Source organism: Acinetobacter bereziniae LMG 1003 = CIP 70.12, from assembly GCF_000368925.1.
Lineage (GTDB): Bacteria > Pseudomonadota > Gammaproteobacteria > Pseudomonadales > Moraxellaceae > Acinetobacter > Acinetobacter bereziniae.
In genome coordinates this window covers 964,570-983,797 of record NZ_KB849755.1, presented here as the reverse complement: position 1 = coordinate 983,797, position 19,228 = coordinate 964,570, and the positions used below count along the sequence as shown (strand labels likewise).

At 39.1% G+C, this 19,228-nt stretch carries 14 protein-coding genes; all 14 read left to right on the top strand.

Annotation, left to right across the window (positions count from 1 at the left end; genetic code table 11):
- The first annotated feature begins 56 nt into the window (after nt 1-56).
- The 14 genes from kdpA to F938_RS06495 all read left to right on the top strand — a co-directional run bounded on the left by kdpA (nt 57) and on the right by F938_RS06495 (nt 19,024).
- Nucleotides 57-1,781 carry a potassium-transporting ATPase subunit KdpA gene (kdpA, locus tag F938_RS06560; RefSeq protein WP_005030506.1) on the top strand — a complete coding sequence of 575 codons (1,725 nt, stop codon included), beginning with the start codon at nt 57-59 and terminating at the stop codon, nt 1,779-1,781.
- Nucleotides 1,782-1,791: 10 nt separating this feature from the next.
- Nucleotides 1,792-3,822, top strand: a complete 2,031-nt coding sequence (gene kdpB / locus F938_RS06555) for a potassium-transporting ATPase subunit KdpB (protein ID WP_005030503.1) — start codon at nt 1,792-1,794, stop codon at nt 3,820-3,822.
- Nucleotides 3,823-3,842: 20 nt separating this feature from the next.
- Nucleotides 3,843-4,445, top strand: a complete 603-nt coding sequence (gene kdpC, locus F938_RS06550) for a potassium-transporting ATPase subunit KdpC (RefSeq protein ID WP_004828681.1) — start codon at nt 3,843-3,845, stop codon at nt 4,443-4,445.
- A 519-nt stretch (nt 4,446-4,964) separates the two neighbouring features.
- Entirely contained in the window at nt 4,965-7,622 is a 2,658-nt protein-coding gene (locus F938_RS06545; protein ID WP_005030502.1) for a sensor histidine kinase, read from the top strand.
- 27 nt (nt 7,623-7,649) lie between these two features.
- Entirely contained in the window at nt 7,650-8,360 is a 711-nt protein-coding gene (locus F938_RS06540; protein ID WP_005030500.1) for a response regulator, read from the top strand.
- Nucleotides 8,361-8,726: 366 nt separating this feature from the next.
- Complete coding sequence (locus tag F938_RS06535) at nt 8,727-9,584, top strand: TonB family protein (RefSeq protein ID WP_005030496.1); 858 nt, start codon at nt 8,727-8,729, stop codon at nt 9,582-9,584.
- Nucleotides 9,585-9,625: 41 nt separating this feature from the next.
- Entirely contained in the window at nt 9,626-10,222 is a 597-nt protein-coding gene (locus F938_RS06530) for a biliverdin-producing heme oxygenase (protein WP_005030494.1), read from the top strand.
- 30 nt (nt 10,223-10,252) lie between these two features.
- Complete coding sequence (locus F938_RS06525; RefSeq protein ID WP_005030492.1) at nt 10,253-10,678, top strand: YbaN family protein; 426 nt, start codon at nt 10,253-10,255, stop codon at nt 10,676-10,678.
- Between the two features lie 21 nt (nt 10,679-10,699).
- Nucleotides 10,700-11,137, top strand: a complete 438-nt coding sequence (locus F938_RS06520) for a Fur family transcriptional regulator (protein ID WP_005030490.1) — start codon at nt 10,700-10,702, stop codon at nt 11,135-11,137.
- Between the two features lie 282 nt (nt 11,138-11,419).
- Nucleotides 11,420-11,941, top strand: a complete 522-nt coding sequence (locus F938_RS06515) for a sigma-70 family RNA polymerase sigma factor (RefSeq protein ID WP_005030488.1) — start codon at nt 11,420-11,422, stop codon at nt 11,939-11,941.
- On the top strand, nt 11,942-12,955 hold the full coding sequence (locus F938_RS06510) for a FecR family protein (RefSeq protein WP_005030486.1): 1,014 nt from the start codon (nt 11,942-11,944) through the stop codon (nt 12,953-12,955).
- A gap of 422 nt (nt 12,956-13,377) precedes the next feature.
- Nucleotides 13,378-16,509, top strand: coding sequence for a TonB-dependent receptor (locus tag F938_RS06505; protein WP_026040275.1), 3,132 nt, complete (start codon nt 13,378-13,380; stop codon nt 16,507-16,509).
- 202 nt (nt 16,510-16,711) lie between these two features.
- On the top strand, nt 16,712-17,470 hold the full coding sequence (locus F938_RS06500) for a Slam-dependent surface lipoprotein (protein ID WP_005030482.1): 759 nt from the start codon (nt 16,712-16,714) through the stop codon (nt 17,468-17,470).
- A gap of 63 nt (nt 17,471-17,533) precedes the next feature.
- Nucleotides 17,534-19,024 carry a surface lipoprotein assembly modifier gene (locus F938_RS06495; RefSeq protein ID WP_005030480.1) on the top strand — a complete coding sequence of 497 codons (1,491 nt, stop codon included), beginning with the start codon at nt 17,534-17,536 and terminating at the stop codon, nt 19,022-19,024.
- Nucleotides 19,025-19,228: the final 204 nt, after the last annotated feature.

The window sequence follows — 19,228 nt, the reverse complement described above, 5'->3', positions numbered from 1 at the left end:
CAAATTAATAGGATTGGCATGTCTCAGCTCAGTCTTTCAAACCAAGGAGCAAGGTCATGTTAGAGTTTATTTTGCTCTTGGTCATTGTGACTGCACTGGCTTATCCCTTAGGAAAGTATCTCGCATGGATTATGCAGAATCGCAAGATGAAAATTGACCCACTGTTCAATTGGATTGAAAAGCCGATTTATGCGCTATTGGGGACAGACCCTAAACAGGGGATGAATGTTAAAACCTATTCACTGAGTTTTGTGATCAGTTGTTTGGTGATTGGATTGATCACTTGGTTGTTGTTTATGTTCCAAGCCAGTCTGCCACTAAACCCAAATCATGCACCTAATATGTCATGGGATTTGGCACTGCATACGATGGTTTCATTCCTAACCAATACCAACCAACAGCATTACTCTGGTCAAAGCCAATTGTCATATTTGTCTCAGATGGTGGGGATCGTTGGTTTGCAAATCATCACTCCGATGATGGGGTTGGCGATGGTTGTTGCAACAGTCCGTGCTTTATTCTCTTTACCAACAAATGATTTTTCCACAGCAGATCATTCAATACCATTTAATAGTAAAGTTCAAAAAATAAATGTCGGGAACTATTGGGCAGATGTGATTCGCCCTACATTTCGTTTTTTGATTCCGTTGTGTATGGTGTGGTCATTGTTATTGAATAGCCAAGGCGTTCCAGCAACCTTTCAAGGTGGTCCAGACGTTCAAGTAGTAGATCAATCCACTGAATTAAAAACACAAAAAATTCCTTTAGGTCCTGTTGCACCGATGGTTGCCATTAAGCAACTCGGTAGTAATGGGGGAGGATGGTATGGACCAAACAGTAGTGTGCCTTTAGAAAATCCAACGCCACTGTCTAACTTTTTAGAAATGATCGCCATTTTACTGATTCCAGTCTCTGTTATTTTCATGTTGGGTTTTTTCACCAAACGCGCAAGATTTGCAGGCTTTGTCTTTGGTTCAATGCTGTTCATGTCCGTGCTTTCTGCGACCATTGCGATTTGGTCTGAAAGCCTTTCTTCTACGGCATCACAACTTTATGCAATGGAAGGAAAGGAACTACGTTTTGGTGAAGCATCTTCCGCACTTTGGGCAGCAGTGACCACACAAGTCAACAATGGATCAGTGGATATGATGCATGACTCGGCATCCCCTTTAACAGGTCTAGTGGCGCTCGCCAACATGCTGATAAATGCCATCTGGGGTGGGATTGGTTGTGGTTTACAGCAATTCATTATTTATCTGTTTTTGGCTGTCTTTATTGCAGGCTTAATGACAGGACGTACTCCTGAATTATTCGGACGTAAGATTGAAGCAGGCGAAATTAAATTATTGGCAGTGGTGATTTTGATTCAACCCATTGTGATTCTCACTTTAACTTCAATTGCTTTATTTTTCCCTGAATTGACGGGTAACAGTAATCCACAATATCACGCGGTTTCCCAAGTCCTGTACGAATATGTTTCTGCTTTTGCCAATAATGGTTCTGGTTTTGAAGGCTTGGCAGACAATACGGTGTGGTGGAATGTCACATGTGTCATTGCTTTATTACTTGGTCGCTTTCCGACTTTAATCATACCGCTCATTATTGCTGCACGTTTGGCTGCTAAACGTCAAGCGCCTGAAAGCAAAGGCAGTTTAAAAGTTGAGACCCCAACATTTGCTTTTACGCTGATTGCCATTGTGGTGATGTTGACCTTATTACAATTTATGCCAGTCCTGGTCTTAGGACCGATTGCTGATCATCTGTTATTGGTACAAGGTTAGGGTGAATCAAATGAATCCTTCAAAACAATTGAATACAAATAAATCTTCTACGCTTTTTCAAGCTGAAGCTTGGAAGAATGTATGGGTTAAATTACTCCCACAACATGCGATAAAAAATCCTGTTATGGCAATCGTATGGCTGGGTACGATCATTACTTTGATCAGTACAGTGATGGGCAAAGCAAATGTGTTATTTGGTCTATCAGTCACCTTGATATTATTTATCACCGTACTTTTTGCCAACTATGCCGAAGCAATTGCGGAAGCGAAGGGGAGAGGTCAAGCCTCTTCGTTACGACAAGCTCGCCAAAATTTGACCGCACGACGACTCAAATCTAAAACAGATACAGAGGGTGAGCAGATTGCAGCAACCCAATTAAAAATGAATGATTTGATTGAAGTTCGTGCAGGTGAATTGATTCCAGCGGATGGAGAAATTATTGAGGGCTTTGCCACCATCAATGAAGCTGCGGTTACTGGGGAGTCTGCACCTGTGTTACGTGAAGCAGGAACAGACAAGTCTGGCGTGATCGGCGGAACTAAAGTTTTAACTGATCAGATCATTGTACAAGTTACAGCCGAATCTGGGCATAGTTTCCTAGATCGTATGATTGCATTGGTTGAAGGTTCCAATCGACAAAAAACACCGAATGAAATTGCCTTGGGTATTTTACTGACCGTCATGACTGTAACTTTTATCGTGGTGGTTCTCAGTTTACCGTTTATTGGACATTTCTTAAAAATCGAAATCAATCCGATTGTATTAGTAGCATTGCTGGTTTGCTTAATTCCCACCACGATTGGCGGATTATTGCCAGCAATTGGGATTGCTGGGATGAACCGAGCATTAAAAGCCAATGTGATTGCGAAATCGGGTAAAGCCGTTGAAGTTGCAGGTGATGTAGATGTGTTGCTGTTGGATAAAACAGGAACGATTACTTATGGCGACCGTCAAGCAACAGCCTTTTATCCTTTAGTCGGAGTAACTGAATCAGAACTTCGTCAAGCTGCCATATTAACATCGCTTGCAGATCCTACGCCCGAAGGAAAGTCAGTGGTTGCCTTGGCAAAAGAGTTGGGGGAACGTGTGAGCGAACCTGAGCATGCTGCGTTTATTGCCTTTAGTGCATCAACACGCATCTCAGGCATAGATTTAAGTGATGGACATCAAATTCGTAAGGGAGCATTGGATGCAATTCTTCAATTTGCATCACAGCGTCTAGAAAGTCATAGTGAGTTAAAAACTCGTGTAGAGCAGGTGGCATCCAAAGGTGCAACGCCACTGGTCGTTGCAAAAGACAAAAATATTCTTGGGGTCATTGAACTTTCTGATGTGATTAAGCAAGGAATCAAGGAAAAGTTTGCACGTTTGCGTGAAATGGGAATTAAAACTGTGATGGTTACAGGGGATAACCCATTGACTGCAGCTGCAATCGCAGCAGAAGCAGGGGTAGATGACTATATTGCAGAAGCCAAACCTGAAGATAAGTTAAGCTGTATTCGTGCTGAGCAAAATAAAGGGCATTTGGTTGCTATGGTCGGGGATGGTACCAACGATGCGCCAGCATTGGCGCAAGCGGATATTGGTCTGGCAATGAATTCGGGAACACAGGCTGCCAAAGAAGCCGGAAATATGGTGGATTTGGATTCAGACCCAACCAAGCTTTTGTCTGTCGTTGAGATCGGTAAACAGCAACTGATTACCCGAGGTGCTTTGACCACATTTTCATTGGCGAATGATGTGTCCAAATACTTTGCTATTTTACCTGCATTATTTGTGGCAGCCATTCCTCAAATGAATAGTTTGAATGTCATGCATTTGGGTAGTTCTGAAAGTGCCATACTTTCAGCACTCATTTTTAATGCCATCATTATACCGTTATTGATTCCAATTGCTCTACGAGGGGTAAAGTTTAAACCTGCAACTTCTACCCAATTGTTACGCCGTAATATGCTGATTTATGGTGTTGGTGGTGTGCTTCTGCCCTTTATTGCAATTAAATTGATTGATTTGATGATCAGTCCATTGCTTGCACTGTAAACTGAGAGAGGAATATGCAAATGAATACTGAAACGCATCAAAATGTTGACTTATCATTATCCAGTTTAATTCGTGCTTCATTTGGTTTGACACTCGTCGCTTTGGGGCTATGCGGTTTTGTCTATAGTTCTGCGGCTACTGGGCTTGGGCAACTGATTTTCCCTGAACAAGCCAACGGAAGTCTGTTGATTGAAAAAAATCATGTATTGGGCTCTCGTCTAGTCGCACAGCCTTTTCAACAAGCGCAATATTTCCAAGCTCGACCATCGGCTGCACACTATGATCCCATGAACATGGCAGGGAGTAATATGGCAAGAACCAATCCTGAATTACATCATATTGTTGCGGAACGCTTGGATAAAATTGCTCAGCAAGAGCATGTTGAAAAATCCAAAATTCCTGCGGATTTAGTGACTGCTTCGGGAAGTGGTATTGATCCTGAAATTAGTGTTCAGTCTGCAATGATTCAGGTTAAGCGAGTTGCCAAAGCACGTCATTTAACTGAAGAAAATGTAGTGCAATTTGTTGAGGAATATACCACTCAAGCTACTTTTGGAATTTTTGGGCAGCCACGAGTCAATGTTCTAGAATTAAATTTAGCGCTGGATCAGCTTGGAAAATAATCCACTAGATTGCCAAGTTTATTAGGGTCTGTTGGCAATTCGTCTAGGTTTGCGACTAAGTGTGTTTTTTAGACGATTCTAGGCGCGAAATACGAAATTTAGTCGTTCTAAATGAGTAGTTCGTAACGACGAAGCGACAAAAAACACGCTAGTCCCGAAGGGTTGTGGCTAAAATTATCTCAGCCTATGTTATGAAAGTTGAAAATAGTCTCGCTATTTTCTTCATTTCCTTGCGGAGTATACTCCTCATGCCTGCTCAATTTTAACCTACAACGCAAACCATTTATGAAATGTCAACAGACCATATTGGATCGGTTATTTTTAGAGGCTGTACAGGATGTGATAAAAATTTAATGGAGCATTTGATTTTTATCGCATTCTGCTTCAATGTTTTCTTGTGTTCTAAACTTGAAAAGACAGCATAAAATAGATACCAATAGCATGATAAGTAAAGCAAACTGATTTAATCACATTTAAAAAGGATGGCATCACTGCCAATATTTGGAAGACACTAGCGCTATGGTAGATGATCGAAATAATAAAGCAGATGTCTTGTTACAACATACCCAACGCTATCAATCTGGACGACTCACCATCTTTTTGGGGGCTGCTCCGGGTGTTGGCAAAACCTTTGCCATGTTGGTGCGTGCACATGAATTAGCCTTGCAGGGCAACAATATTGTGATCGGTTATGTTGAAACGCATGGTCGTGTCGAAACAGAAAACTTGCTTGCAGGCTTGAAAATTATTCCACGCAAAATCATTGAGTATCAAGGGCATCAGCTTGAAGAAATGGATTTGGATGCTGTTCTTGCAACCAAACCCAGTATTGCTTTAGTGGATGAGTTTGCCCATAGCAATATGCCAAATAGCCGCCATGAAAAGCGTTGGCAAGACATCAATGAATTGTTGGATGCAGGCATTGATGTTTTTACCACCATGAATATTCAGCATTTGGAAAGTTTAAATGATGTGGTATTTCAAATTACAGGGATTCGTGTGGCTGAAACAGTCCCAGATCGTGTATTTGAGCGTATTCGAGATATTCGTTTAATTGATTTACCTGTAAGTGAGTTACTTGAGCGTTTAAATCAAGGTAAAGTTTATGTCCCTGAACAAGCACAACAAGCATTACAGCGCTTTTTCAATCATTCCAATCTGACAGCTTTACGTGAATTGGCGATGCAAACCGTTGCCAGTCATGTCGATAGCGATGTTCGAGAAAATTTTTCGATACAGGGACTTGTTCCCATTCCTTTGAAAAACCATATTCTGATTATGTTAGATAGTGGAGGGCATGCAGAGGCTTTAGTTCGGGCAGGTTGCCGTATAGCTGAAAATCGTCAAGCACATTGGACTGTGGTTGCATTTTCAGAAGATTCTCAAATTCATTATAAATCTGAAAATTCTCAGCAACGTGAAATCGAACGAGCGTTAAATTTGACCCGTCAATTGGGCGGAATGACAGAAATTCTCTATGGTAAACAACATGCAAAAACGCTGTTTGATTATGTGATTGATCGGGGTATTTCGACATTGGTACTCACCCAACCTAAGGCAAAGAGCTTTCAATTCCATTTAAAATTTAAGCAGAATTTTGTAGATCAATTATTAAAATATCAACCGAGTTTTGAACTCAGTATGGTGCCGATTGTTGCAGAAAATAAACCATATTCTACGATTCTTGAACAAAGTCGGTTTTTAAATCTAAGAGAAATATTTTACGTATTATCGACGACGGTGATGAGTATTTTCATTGCGAGTCTAGGTGAAGAATATTTAGGTATTGAAGAGCTGTCGGTGATTTTTATTACCGCGGTGGTTTTTGTTGCATCGAAAACACGCATGTTGGCGGCGGTTTTTTCAGCGATTCTATTTTTCTTGGCGTATAATTTTTTCTTTATTACACCAAAGTTTACTTTTCAGATTTCAGCACATCAAGGCGTGATTACTGTGGTCGCTTTTCTGGGTGCTGCTTTAATTTCCAGCCGTTTGGCTTCACGTTTAAAAGAACAAGTTGTCGCGTTAAAAGCGGCAAATAGTTATAACAGTATTATGCAGGATTTGGGACAAAAGCTTTCTGTCGCCGTAGATTTGAAGCAGGTTCAAGAGATTGCAGAAAATAGCCTAAGTAAAAATTTAAATGCTGAAATCTGGTTTTATTTTCCAGGTTTGTCTGCTGAAGTAAGTCCTTTATTGACCATCAGTGATAAAGAGAAAATTTCAGCAGATTGGACCTTTAAAAATCATCAACCTTCAGGACGATTTACTCAAACTCTAACTGAAAATGACTGGTGGTTTTTGCCCTTGTTGGCATCTAAACAATGTTTAGGCGTCGTTGGAATCAAGTTTCCCAAGCATTTATCCGTTTTAAATACTGAGCAAAAGCAATTAACCGAAACAATGATTGAATATATTGCTCAAGCAATTTCTCGAACTCAACTGAGCAAAGCATTGGAAATTGCCAATATTAATTCGGAAACTGAAAAACTGCGCTCAGCTTTGCTTTCATCGGTGTCACATGATTTACGCTCGCCTTTAGCGTCTATGATTGGTGCAGCAGATACTTTGACCAATTACCGTCATTCTATGGATGAACAAGATCAGGACAGTTTATTGGAAGCCATCCGTTTAGAAGGTGAACGTTTAGACCGTTATATCCAAAATTTACTCGATATGACGCGTTTAGGACATGAGGGTCTTAGTCTTAAACGGGATTGGATTGGTGTAGATGAGTTAATTGGTTCAGCAGTGCGTCGTTTAAAACGCTATATGCCACACAGTATCGTTGAAGTACATTTACCTGAGCAGAGCTTAAGTTTATATGTTCATGCCGCACTGATTGAACAGGCTATTTTCAATGTACTTGAAAATGCTGCTAAGTTTTCGCCAGAACATAAAGCAGTATGTATCGACGTTGTACAATGTAGTGAGAATGAAATTGAAATTGCAATCAGTGACCAAGGACAGGGTATTCCTGAAGATGAGCGTGAGCGAATTTTTGATATGTTCTACACCATGGAGCGTGGTGATCGAGGACAATATGGTACAGGGCTTGGATTAACAATTGTCAAAGCGATTATTGGCGCACATATGGGTAAAATTATGGCTTCTTCTGCGAAGAATAATCAAGGGACATGTATTCGTATGCAACTCCCGATCCAGCAAATTGGATAATCTTGCTTTTTGATTTAAGGAAATATCATGCCAGAGCAAAATGTATCAACAAGCTCGATGACCAATGTATTGATTATTGATGATGAAACACAGATTCGTAAATTTTTAGATATTGCACTTCGTGCTCAAGGCTATAAGACACTATTGGCTGAAAATGGTCAAAAGGGCTTGGAAATTTTAGCTTTGCATGGTGCAGATTTGGTGATTCTTGATCTTGGTTTACCTGATCTAGATGGTGCAGAAGTATTGGCAGAGTTAAGAGTCTGGTCACATGTGCCTGTCATTGTATTGTCTGTACGTTCAAGTGAAGAAGAAAAAGTGAAGTTATTGGATGCTGGAGCCAATGATTATGTGACAAAACCTTTTAGCGTACAGGAGCTGATGGCGCGAATACGGGTGCTGCTTCGCCAATATCAAAATGTGGCTGTGGAGTCTGCTTGTTTTGATGATGGGGTGCTAAAAATTGACTTTGCACATCGACAAGTATTTTTAAACCAACAATTGATTTCATTGACCCGTAAGGAATATCAACTGTTAACCCTGTTGGCCCAGCATAAAGGGCAATTGATTACTCAACCGCAAATTTTAAATGGTTTGTGGGGACCTACTCATCAAGAAGACACACACTATTTAAGAATTTTAGTGGCAAAACTGCGAGGCAAACTGAATGATAACGCTGTTCAACCCACATATATTGTCACCGAACCAGGTGTAGGACTGAGGTTTTTAGGACAATAAGCACGATACTTTTTAAATAATTTTAATAAAATCAATATTTTGGTTCGGTTGGTTGTTTGGTTATATAAAACTTGCAAGGTCTTGATAGATATTGAAAGTTGATTCACTAGGGTGGATAAAATTTAAGAGAAAACAGAACTAAAATAAGAATAGTTTACATTTCATTACATTTCTCATTAGGCTTTTTTCCATTCTCATTCGTCTATATAGATATAAGGCAGATTTTTTATGGGTCTGCTTTCATTTAGCTAAAGAGGAATGAGTATGGTAATTCAACATTACAGATCAAATAGCCAAGATATCCTGAGCAATTTATTTCAGGATGCTGTTTCCAATATTTCATCACTTCATCATTAAGTTCAATTGATGTCTGTAGTATTGACCAGTAGATATGATCGACAAACGTATATGACGTTGTGTGGGGTCATGCTGGGGCATGTCTTATTGATTTGGTCGATGACTTTTTTACAAACTGATCAATTCGTTGAAACGCATTCACCAGAAAATGCGATCAAAATTCGCTTTGTCCGTATGAATAAGACAGAAACGGTTCAAGAGAGCCGTACAGATACAGCAACCGATTCGACACAATCACAAATGCAAGCAGTGACACAGCAGCCGAATGCTAAAACACCAATATCCAAGCAAAAACAAACCAAAGTAATTCAGAGTAGCGAATCCAAGAAAGTGATCATGGATCAACCAAAACAAAATACTCAAAAAGCCACACTGACAAAAACAACAGATCAATCTTCAAATAACAGCACAGCGTCGAATCAACAACAATCCATGCAAACGCAAACCAAGACTGAGTTAAATACTTCGAAACAACAGTCATCTTCTGGGCAATCAAATGAGCAGACTCAAAAATCTGGTGGCGAAGAAGGTCGAGAAAATAAAAAGGAGCAAAGTGCTGAATCTGCACCAAAACCGCAACAACCGATTATGGTCAGTAAGGTTGATGTATTGAGCTTTGGCAAGCTGAATTACGATGACCGTGAGTTACAGAATCAACAGCGTTTACTGGTTTTGACTATCAAGATTAATCCTCAAGGACAAGCGATTGATGTCAAAGTGAAACAAAGTACAGGATTAAGCAGTTTAGATGCACGAGGTGTTCAGGCTGCACAAAAAACCAAATTTAAACCACACATCTTAAATGGTGAAGCAGTTGCTATCGTGGTGGATTTTCCCATTCAGCTTAAGCTTGGTCGCAACCGCTGATTGGACTAACAGGTGTATACAACGTTTATTGAGGAATTTTTATGAACGCAGCGACAGAAAAAGCAATGACAGAAAGTTTAATGCAACGTTTAAAGCAAACGACTGCTGAAGAACATGATCGCATGGAAGTTTTGATGCAACAATCGGGTGCTTTTGCCAGCCAAGACAATTATGCCCAATTCACACTTTCACAGTATTACTTTCAGAAAGATGTTGAACATTTATATGAAGATTCAAAGGTGCAACAGTTGATTCCTGATTTAGATGTGCGTGGTCGTTCTGATGCAGCATTGCAGGATTTGGCTGATTTAGGTGTGCAGCCACAACAAAGCGATATTGCGACGCATACCGTGAGCTTTCCTCAATCATTAGGCTGGATTTATGTCTCTGAAGGTTCGACATTAGGTGCAGCATTTTTACTCAAAGAAGCACAAGCTAAATTTGGCTTTAATGCAGAGTTTGGTGCACGTAATTTGGCAGCATATCCAGAAGGTCGAGGCTTAGTGTGGAAACGTTTCAAGCAAACGCTGGATGAGGCAAATTTTAGTTCAGAAGATCAACAACTAATTATTGAAGGAGCGATGCAAGGCTTTCAGCGTTTTGGTGAGCTTTTAGCACAATTGAAAACACTGAAATAAATGATGAATCGTTGAAAAGGGAATCAAGCAATGAAGCAAACAGGAACTGAAACAGATATCAATACCAGTATGACATTGCCAGAAGCTAAACTGGCGAAGTCATGGTTGGTACGTTGCGTGTGTATTGCACTCGCAGGTTTATGTTTGATTTTGGGTACCATTGGTTTAGTTGTACCAGGTTTGCCTACGTTTGATTTTTATTTTCTTGCAGCAATTTTTGCAGCCAAAGGCTCAAAACGAATGCATCACTGGATTGTAAACAATCGACTGATTGCACCAATTTTACAGCAGTGGCAGACCCAGCGCACATTACCTACAAAAGTGAAGTTGTTTTCTTTGTTGAGTATGAGTGTAGCAGCTGGAATTTTAATTTTGACAGTGCCTCATCCGTGGGCAGTCGGTGCAATTATTATGATGATGATTTGCGTACAATTATGGATGTGGCTTAAGGCATGAATCTATGAGGATTATCTTTGGATGGAAATCTTTAACCCCTATAAAAATATTGAAGAATTAAAACATTTACTTCTACAAGCAAATTTAAAAGTGACTACAACAAGATTAACAGTACTGAATATTTTAAAAAATGCACGGCGTGAACTCACTGCCGCAGAAATTTTATACAATCCATCACCTCAGGTTAAAAAGCTGTCTTTTGCAGGCGTATATCAGACCTTGAGGCAGTTGGAAGAAGCAGGTGTGTTGGTGAAATTTAAACTTGGAAATGAACAGGCACTCTATTCATTTAAAAATTGCCAGACCAATATCCGAATATGCTGTAAAAAATGTGGTCAATTACAGTTGATTCATGATCAAGATTTGGAAGGTCACCTTCAAGCGTCGATGCTGGCACATGGTGCAAGCACCTATCATCTCACTTTGGAAAAGTCGGAGTGTTTCTATTGTGATGGTTAAAAAGATGTTTCACTTATATTGATCACAATAAAACCTATATTTATTTGAAAATACTCATAAGGGCAGGTAAATAAATTTGGATACAAAAATGATGCGCTGTCATAGATGTTTTTAATAAGGTTTTATAGAAAAATAATTGTTATTTTTAATCCATATATCGCAACAATATACGATTGGTCGACAAAAATGTAATTTAAAATTCAGTGATTTTAGAGAAGAGCTGCTTGACATTTAAATGATAATTATTATCATTTGTGTGAGCTTAAACGAGTTGATTCTATTGTGAACAAAAATCCTGCATTTGTAGATCAATTGTATCGTGATCATCAGTCTTGGTTACATCAATGGCTGAGAAAAAAGATGGGTAGCAGTGAACATGCGGCTGATTTGGTTCAAGATACTTTTATCAAGATTTTACAGACGCGTGATGAGTTGTTTGGGATTAAAGAGCCACGTGCTTATTTAGTCACGATCGCACGTAACTTAATGATTGATCAAGTCCGCCGCAAACGCATTGAACAAGCGTATTTGGATGAATTAGGTCAAATGGAATATCTTTTAGATGCGATTCCTTCACCCGAAGACCAACTGCAGATTATTCAAGCGATTGATCAAATTTGTCAGGCATTGGCATCTGTTTCTGAAAAAGCCCAACGTGCGTTTGTTTTACATTATTTTGAAGGTTTGACTCATAAAGAGATTGCCGAGCAGATTGGTGTTTCGACGAAAATGATTCAAAAATATCTCGCAACATGCTTGGTGCAATGTTATGTGCTAAAGCAAGAGAAGGATCTGTTTGTATAAATGATAGATGATCAGAAAAGCAAACAAAAATTAATTGAAGAAGCCGCAGAGTGGATTGTATTGCTCAGTGCTGATGATGATTTAACAAAAAAAGCGGCTAAAATGGATTTTGATGCTTGGAAAAGTATGAGTCCGCAACGACAAAAAATTGCACAAGATATTGAACATTATCTGTATTCCATTCAAAAACTGGTACAGACCCCGCAACAGCAGCAGATGACGCAATCCGTGCTGAAAGCAGGTTTGCAAAGTGTAAATAAACAAAAGAATTTACGTTATGGTAGCCTCTTTGCCATCGCATTATGCAGTTTGGGGGGGATTTATACTTATCTTGCCTATCATCCAATCGCTTACCTCACGGCTGACCTCAAGTCTTCGGCAGGAGAATGGATGACTCATAGCTTAAACGATGGGTCAACGCTGAAATTTCGTGGACAAAGTGCGGTCAATGTACATTTTTCTGCTAATCAACGTGTCATTGAGTTGGTCCAAGGCGAAATATTTGTAGATGTCGCTAAAGACCAAGTACGTCCGTTTATTGTTCAAACACAACATGGTCAAATCGAAGCTTTAGGCACTGCATTTAGTGTTCGTTATCAGCCAGAACTTACAGAACTCAAGATGTTGCATTCTAAAGTGAAAGTACAAACTTCTCACTTCGTTAAAGAACCATCCAAGCCATCTTCCGTGATTGTATCCGCAGGGCAGGAAGTCACATTTAATGGATATGCTATACAACCCATTCATGATTTGAACATTCATAACGAACAACAAAAATGGATGCAAGGTCAGTTGATTGTTGAAAATATGCCTTTATCGAAAGTTTTGACGGAATTAGATCAAAATAGCCGAACGAAAATTATATTTAAAACGGATCAACTGGAAAAAATCCAAGTCAATGCAGTCTTGCCTTTAGATCATGCTGAAAATGCTTTGAAGTTGTTGAATAGTGTTTTTCCACAGCTCAAGATTTATCAAATCACGCCGTATCTGACTGTGGTAACGACTCAATAAAATAAGTAGTTATATCTATGAGTCGGTTTACATCTCAATCAACCACATTGCTCTCACCACTCAACAATGAGTGATCTGAAACGCATTGATTAATGAGAACAGACGATTATATTTTATCAATAAAGCCCTGTCTCAGGAAATTGTGGCTGACTTTTTCAAGTTTCATATTTTATCAAGAATTTTATCGAACTCAGGTTAAAGACAAAAGTTTCTTGCCTGATCAAGATCAATCAGATTTAGAAAGCTTCCCAAAGCTCCGTTTCGTCATAAGTCTAAGACCCGTTCAAGTTTCATTTAAAAAAAATTTAATTCTAGGTTCCACTTTTTTATTTCTCGTGCGTCATATTAAGTAGAAGCAAAAATTAGGATTCATTTAATTGCATGTATTGAATGATTCTTATTTACATTTACTGGGGCGTAAAATGAGCAAAGCTGCTTGGGATAAAAAGCAAACAAAATCTTCTTTTCGAGTTTCATCATTGGCATTTGCTATTCATGTTGCTTGTGTGGGGATTGGTGCAATGGGGCTGGCGCAGAGCGTCTCTGCGCAAACTTTGGAATCACGTTCTTATCATATCCCAGCAGGTTCACTTGCCAGTGTTTTAAACACTTTTGCTGAACAAGCAGGTACCACGATTGCCATAGATGCCAATTTATTAAAAGGAAAATCCAGTTCTGGTTTGACTGGGCAATATGATGTGGAAAGTGGTTTCCAGCGTATTTTAGCACCCACTGAATTTGTTGCAGCAAAAGTGGGCAGTGGCTATATGCTCAAGCAAGTGACTCAAGCAGAACTTAAAACCGCAGTATCAACCACTCAATCAACAGCCACCGAATATGAAAATGCGGTGCAACTTAGCCCAATGACTGTTTTTGGCACAGTTAGTCGAGATACAAAAGGGCAGAATGATGTTTATGACCAAGATATTTCTAGCGTCTACGCCAGCAAAGAGCAAATAGAACGATATAAAGGCGCTCAGCCAGCAGACTTATTTAAGGGAATGGTCGGAGTATACAGTGGGGATGCTCGAAATAGTGGTGCTTTAGATCCAAGCATACGTGGCGTTCAAGGACCGGGACGAGTGCCAGTGCTTATTGATGGGACAGAGCAAGCACTAACAGTATGGCGCGGTTATAACGGTGCAAATAACCGTAGTTATATCGATCCGAATTTAATCGGTGGGCTACAAGTCATCAAAGGACCTTCCATCACCCGCAATGTAAACACAGGTGTCGGCGGTGCTGTCGTTATTCATACTTTGGCTGTAGATGATGTTTTAAAAGAAGGTAAAAATTTTGGTGGAGAAATAAAAGTAGAAACCAGCAGTAATGCAGTGAAACCTAGAGAACCGCAATTACTCACAGGTCAAAGTATTTATGATAATCCCAACTATCCGCCAGTAGCAACGAACTGGCAAGGTAAGCCAATATTCGAACCTTATTATGATCCGTCTTTATTTAAGATGGCACGCCAGAATAAAGAGAACAATATATATTCAGGTGATGATGTTGCGACTCGTATCGCTTTGGCGGGGCGTACAGATAACTTTGAAGTATTGGCTGCTTATGCTTATCGGAATAAGGGCAATCATTTTGCCGGAAAAAATGGCAGTGAATATTATAATAAACCATCACAGGAGCGTTATAACTATGTTCCTTATCTTGCCAAAGTTTATCCGGGAGGTACAGAAGTTCCGAATACATCCCTGGAAACAGAATCTTATTTGTTAAAAGCAACATGGAAGCCGACTGATGAACAGCGTTTAGAGTTTGGTTATCGGGACAGTTCAATCACCAACGGAGAAATACTGCCCTCGAGAATTGCTTGGGAGGCATTGGTAAAAAACAAAACAGGCGTACCACAGTGGCCTTTAAGTCATATTGACTCCAAAGCCTATAATATGGAATACAAATATCAGCCTCAAAACAATAATTTGGTTGATTTTTACAGCAATATTTGGCGAACTGATACCAAAAGCAATACCTATAGTTCTGGTGGATTTCCCAATGATACCAATGAGAACTTGGGCATCTTTGTGAACAGTGCCGTCGCAAACTCAGACAATACTCGCCAAGGAATAACCTTGAGCAATAAGTTTAAATTACTGTCTAGTCTTGGTTTGACTGTTGGTGGTAGTTTTCAAAAAGAAAAGCTCAGTTCAGATGATATTTATAAAGACCCGAATATTAACGGAACAAATTCAGGTTATCGAATGGTACCGAGAGCAGGGCGTCGAGAAGAAAAAGAGTTTAATTTTAACTTTGACTATCAGCCTGTATCATGGCTGACGCTAAATGCAGGTGCAAGATATCAAAACTATTGGGCCTTTGATGATTTTCTTAATGAACGGGTCAATGCAGGTGATCCCCAGTTTAACCTGATTAAAAAAGCCACTGCATTAAGCATGATTTATTTTACCAAAAAAGCAAATATGACCCCAGAACGAGAACAACAAATAAGAAATACATTAGATGCATCCGCTTTGGCTCAGGGCTGGACGGAAGAATATAAGCAAAAAGAATTAAAAAGGTATATATATACTCAACGTAATACGATTAACTATCAAAAGGATAGTCGTGGACAATTAACCATTGCCAATAATCCCTTTTTAAATGGGACTTTAGTGGAGGGGCGGGATTATGGATATTATGCGAGCGGCACTCCTAGTGCTTATGAAGATATTGACTTAACCAAAACAGGTGTGCAAAAAAGCAAAGATAGTGGTTGGACACCGACGGCTTCAGCAACGGTTAACTTTAACTCGAATAGTCGAATGTATTTGCGCTATAGCGAAGCATATAGAATGCCAAGTATGTTTGAAAGTACGCTTGGTTTTTCTGGAACTTTAAGTGGTTATAAGTTAGAACCTGAACATGCATCGAACTATGAACTCGCCTATGTTTATAATCTTTCAGAGTTTTTTAAAAACAGCAGTTATGCTGATATTAAATTGGCTTATTACTATAACAAAACCAAGAATGCGATTGAGCGTAGTCCAACTTTGGCATTTAGTAATGTCGATAGTCTCACTACAGAAGGACTGGAACTACAAAGTCGCTTTGACAATGGACGTTTCTTTACGGATTTGAGTGCCAATTACCGTTTTAAGAATAAAGTATGTGATGAAAATTCAGCAATGATTTTGGGGGCAAATAAGCAGTTCTCAGTAAATCGCTGTGTCGATGATGGATTTGTAGGGGGATATTTGGTCAGTATGGCAATTCCCAAATATTCAGTAAATTTGACGCTTGGAGGACGTTTCTTTGATCAGAAATTGGAATTGGGTACACGAGCGAGTTATTACCAAAAATATGAAAATCCTGAAACGAAAAACTATAACGGGATAGAGATGAGTTATTACGCCAATACCCCTTTGGCTTGGAACTCAATGACCATTTTAGATGCTTATATCAATTATCGACTGAAGCAGGACACTTTATTTGAACTGGTGGGAACTAATCTTACTGACGAATTCTATATTGATCCTTTAACCCGTTCGGCAATCGCAGCACCTGGTCGAACATTTAAGCTAAGCATTACCCATAAGTTTTAAGGAACTTAAAGGTAATTAACCGAATTTATTGCACGTGGTGTGCAATAAATGTGTGGAAAATAAGACAGGTACTCCTTGATTTTACACTTAAATTGAAAAATTAAAATCAGTGCAGCACATGTTTTATTTTAAATGATAATCATTAAGTTTTTTATTTTTATTCTTAATGGTAAAACTTTAAACTCATAACGAGGAATTTAAAATGAAACTTCAATCTATCTCACTGGCTGTTTTACTATCTATTGGTTTAGTCGGTGCTGCTCAGGCAGCTATAGTCGGTGAGTCGAGTGATGTTAGTAAAATCGAGGTCGCAGCTACAGGTTCACTGGGGCCAAACCATCCAAACTCGGGTGTAGGTTTCGGAATCAAAGACTTTTATAACGGCGCAGTTGTTGCATTCTCGGGTTTTAACGGTTATGCAGATGGCAATGGGGTAGTGCGTTTGAACCCGTATTTACCAGGTCTTCCGCCAACACATGCTGCTATCGGTTATGCCAACTATAAACAAGTGCCTACGCAAGACGTTTGGTTTGGTGAGTGGAATGCCGAAGCCAAAGATGCCAGTGGAAACCGTCTAGGTACAGTTGATCCAACAACACATACTGTTTATTACAATGGTAAAGATGCGGATACCAGCGTACCGTCTACAGGTACTGCAAATTATAGCGTTCAAGGTGTCAATAATTATAATGGCTCTAATTTGTTGTCAGGTACGTTTACTGCAAACTTTGCAACCAAACAGTTAACTGGTTCATTGAGCGATAGTTCACGTACCTTTAATTTAGGTACTGCAACAATTAATAATGACGCTACGATTAGTGGTTCAAATGCATCTTGGACAGGTGGACCTTCTGGTGGTGATGTTTCAGGTCAGTTTTATAATAGCCAAAGCAGCTTAGCAGGCATTGCAACATTTGTAGGTAACAATACATATGATGTTGCATTCGGCGGTAAGAAATAATGATTTGAATAAGAAAGGCTTGCTTTGGTAAGTCTTTCTTTTTTTTATTTTATAGGGTGATCAATGAAAAAAATAGTATTGCTTGGCGTTGTGGTACTGTGTGGAGAATCTGTCTATGCAGCGGATGATACCAGTATCAGGTTAAATCAGGAAATTAGTCAGCAACAATATCAAAATGATAAGAAACTACTCAAATCAGATGATCCCAAAAAAGACCAAGCATTACCGAATCTGATCATACAAGGTCAGGAATATATGGTGAAGGATGAACCCGCAGAAGTTGCTTATGCGCTTTATTTGGCAGTGATGCAAAAACAATGGCATGTCGCTTTACGTTATTTAGAAAAATATAAAAAATTTCCAAATTATGATCAGGCTTTGACTGAATTCGCTGAAGGCGTCATGGCACGAACACAGGGAAATTTAAGCTTAGCTGAAAGTAAACTACAACACAGTCTAAAGATTCAATCCAATAATTTAATGACTCAGCTTGAGCTGGCGCGTGTCTACACCGAACAACAAAAAAATCAGCAAGGACTACAGTTATTTCAGCAGATTCAATCTCAATTAACTATGTCTAACGATCCTACTGCTCAAGGTATTCTTCAAACTGTAGAGATGTATCTTAAAGGACTTAAACAACGTGATGCATGGCAAGGTTCTTTAGCTTTTGGTTCACGTTATGCCAATAATATCAATAACGCTTCGGATAAATACGACATCGTGACCTATTACGGTATTGACCCAGAAACCAAGGAAGTCGTGCCTGTCGAACAATTAAAGCGAGGTACACCAGATGCGATCAGTGCCCAAGGTCTGGATTATGAAGCCACTTTAACCAAGCGTTGGTCACTTTCTGGGCAGCATGGTATTGCTTTACGTGGATTATTCTATGGTCAAGTTTACCCAGATCAGACAGATTATAATGAATTAACTTTTAATTTAAATGCGGGTTATAGTTTTTATAATGAACGTAATCAAGTCTTGGTTGCTCCTGTATTTGAACATAAATACTATGCACATGATCCACTCTACAATGCTTATGGGTTAAGAGGCGAGTGGATGCGCTTTATTTCCAACGATAAAGCCGTCAAGTTAGAGGCTGAAATGAAAGATATGAACTATTCTCAGTATAAGGGGCAGAATGGCACGGAATACTCAGTCTATTCAACTTTTTGGAAAATTTTACCAAAAAACTGGACCTTATTTGGTGGACTCGATTTCGTTGACCATAATACCCAAGAGCAATATTTCACAGCATATCAACAACAAGGCATACGTTTAGGGTTGTCCAAAAATTTTACCGCAGGCTTTAACACCAATTTATTTAGTTCTTTTCGTTGGCGTCAATTTGATAAATTTACGCCTGTATTAGAGACTAGGCGACATGATTTTGAACAAAACTATACCTTGATTTTAAGTGCACCGCGTTGGGCCTTTTACGGTTTAACACCAAATCTCACTTATCAATATAATCAAAATAACAGTAATGTAGAGTGGTTGTATTCTTATGATAAACACAATATCAGCTTAAAGTTAGAACATCGTTTTTAAACTGATATTTTAACTTAAGCTCTTAAAAAACAACTTTAATTCATCAATATAAGTATCAGATCAACAATGCAGCATTTCAGAACAAAGAAATTTGTTCATAAATAGCATAAATTTTTTAAATTATTAATTTAGATCAAAGGCTTATTTAAATTATTTTTATCACAATAGTGTTTGTTGGATAAATCATTAAGATTATTGTCGTTG